Below are 2,789 nucleotides of genomic sequence, written 5' to 3' on the forward strand. Positions count from 1 at the left end.
CTTCTGAAAGTGCCGTAAATAAAGGCCTGACAGAAGACCGCACTCGATCACACGTCAAAAAGGGTCAGACACTACTTGCGCAACGGACGGCAACCACAGAAGTCTATTTGGGCGCTCACATGCCAATGCGGCTTCGCACCCGCGATCGGTCAAAGTTCTCCCGTTGGTCGTTCGCTGAAGGAAGCCTCGACATTGCCGACACGAGCGCGGCGTTCGGGCAGACCGCCGGCCGGTGGTCCTCCGCATGCAGCGCCGTCGCCTTCTCCCAGAAAGAGCTCTGTGGATGGCTCCCGCGATGCAAGAGGTAATTGGACGTTACGGCGCGTTGGGCGGGTGCAGTCTTCTGTCCGGCCTGTTGATGCAGCCGTTCGAGACTGCTGGCCCTGATGGGTCGGCGAACTGGATCCCATCTGCCTATCAGGCTATGGTGCCTCCGATATTCGACGGGTTGTCCCTGTTCCCGGCCTGACCAGTCTCGCCATCACATCGCGTCGCTCTCACAACCTACTGGAGCCGATCGATCGGCCCGCCTGTTCTCTGTCCTAAAATTTATCTTCTTCGCAACCTTACACCGCAAGGTTCGCGGCATGACGAGCTTGAGGTCTCGCGCGTACCATGATCGCCCAGACCACACGGGCCATCTTGTTCGCCATGGCCACACTCGCCAAGCGCACGGGTTTCCTGGCGAGCAACGCGACAAGCCGAGGATCCGCTGCCGCCCCTCGAGTTTTGCGAAGGGGTCGGCCCGAGCCAGGCGGCGAACTCCCGACCCGAGCGGAACTGCCCCGGATCGGCAACGGATGCAGCCAATGCTAGAGCCCCTACCGGACCGATACCGGGGAACCGTGCGGGTGCGACGGCAGTCGGCCACGAAGCGACGGGCAATATCCTCGTTCGACACCGCCATCTCGGCTTCCCGAAACAGCCATTCCTTCAGTTCGCGCGCACCAACAAAGAGATCGTCGGTAGGCAGGCCAAGCTGCATCGGGGCGAGGCTTAGAGACCGCGCCGACGTCGTTCGGACCGCTCTGCGAGCCGGAAGCCGCCTTGCCCTTCGACTTCTCATTTGCGACAGGCCCTGATGAATTACCAAGCCGGGCTGCAGCGGGAAACCTGTCCGGATAACAGGATCACAGCGTCGCCATCCCTGACGCGCAGTGGGGCCGTTCCACCTCATCAGCTTAGCCTAGGGCTCTCATAGTGCGTCGCAACATTTTGATGCTGCGATGCGGAACTTTCCGATAAAGCGGCAGTTCTCTATGCTTCTAGCACGCGAGGGCTCGATGAGGCACTACAAGATTTTGCCGTCGGAATCAGGGCTGTGGTCGGTGATCGATAGCCTGACAGGGCTTCCCGCCGAGAGATACGGTCGGCCGCTCACCGGGCTGACCCGGTACGAGGCCGAAGAGGCTGCCTTTAACCTCAGCGAGAGCACTCCGCCATGGATGGCCAGGGTCAGACATCGCAGGCGTTAATCAAGGCTGCCGATTCCACAGATGGTCGGACGCGATGCGCCTCCACTCTCAGCACACCCGATCGCGTAGCCTCTCACCTCTTCCTTCTGGATGAGCGCGTCCTGGCAGGGGCGCTTGTGCTCTCCAGTTCGCCGTACCATAAGAGATCGGGATCGTCGCGGTGCGCCATCACCGGCGCGAAATCCACGAGGGGCCGACAGCTTCATCTTTTCGGCAAGTGCGGTGAGGTCGCCACGAAACGGCTGGGATGTTCGACCCGTATGGGCACATCGACGAGATTAGAGTGAGGACGAGGGATTTTCGCTAGCCTCCTGGGCACTGCGGGTTCGGCGTGGACGTCGGAGGGGCCTTTACCGATTTATCGCTGGTCAACGAGCTCACGGGTGAGTTGCACCACTTCAAGACGCCTATGACATCGCAGGAATCCGACGGCTGACGAATTTGTTTTGAGGTCCGGACTGTCTGTAACCGAATAGCCACAGCCTTTACCCAGCGTCATCACGTGAGGACTGACGGGTGGTTCGCGTAGCCATGTTCGTGCATAAGCACCCTTGGAAGGAATTCCTACCTGTGAAACAACCATGACTAGTCGTTTTCGCTTGGAATCTTCGGCGCTGAGCGGTGTTCGAACCTCGGCCATTGAAGATCCTATGGGGATGGAAGGCGACCAGCGCTCTGCCAGAGTGAAGTCGCCAAACATCACCTGGAGGTCAGCATGCAAGCCAACACCACCAAAGCCCCGGCCGCTATCCGCGTCGATCTTGCCGCAATATTTGTCTCGTTAGAACTGTCTCGTTCAAAATGGCTCGTGACTTCGCTTTCGCCAGGTGGGGGCGAGAGAATGTCGAGACACCTCGTGCCGGGGGGCGACATTCCGGGTTTGCTCGATCACTTCGCAGAGCTGCAACGAAAGGCGGAAGTGCGGACAGGGCAGCGTTTCCGGGTCATATCAATCCAGGAAGCTGGTCTGGATGGATTCTGGATACATCGGGTCCTCGAACGCGAAGGCATCGAGAGTTATGTCGTGGACCCGGCATCCATTGCCACATCGCGTCGCCGCCGGCGGGCCAAGACCGACAGGATTGATGGGGAAGCACTGGTTCGAGCGTTGTTGGCCTACAACCGCGCGATGTTGCGAGTGCCAACGCCGGAGGAGGAAGACCGTCGCCGGTTGGTGCGGGAGCGGAAGGCGCTGACGAACGAGCGGATCAGGGGTCAGAGCAAGAACTGCTCGAAATCATACGCTAAGGTCGAACGGAGCATGAACATTATGCCGCCCAGGGCAATTTGGTCGGCAAGCGCAGCGGCCTGAAG

The 2,789-nt window shown here is 59.9% G+C and carries 2 pseudogenes; one reads left to right on the forward strand and one right to left on the reverse strand.

Features of this window, described 5'->3' with window-relative positions:
- Positions 1-566 precede the first annotated feature (566 nt).
- A pseudogene (locus NKI54_RS36100) lies at positions 567-849 on the reverse strand (transposase); the annotation flags it as partial.
- Positions 850-2,190: 1,341 nt separating this feature from the next.
- On the opposite strand from NKI54_RS36100, the pseudogene NKI54_RS36105 reads away from it, so the two are divergent.
- A pseudogene (locus NKI54_RS36105) lies at positions 2,191-2,685 on the forward strand (transposase); the annotation flags it as partial.
- Between the last annotated feature and the right edge of the window lie 104 nt (positions 2,686-2,789).

The organism is Mesorhizobium sp. M0663, from assembly GCF_040320585.1.
In the GTDB taxonomy this organism is placed as follows: domain Bacteria; phylum Pseudomonadota; class Alphaproteobacteria; order Rhizobiales; family Rhizobiaceae; genus Mesorhizobium.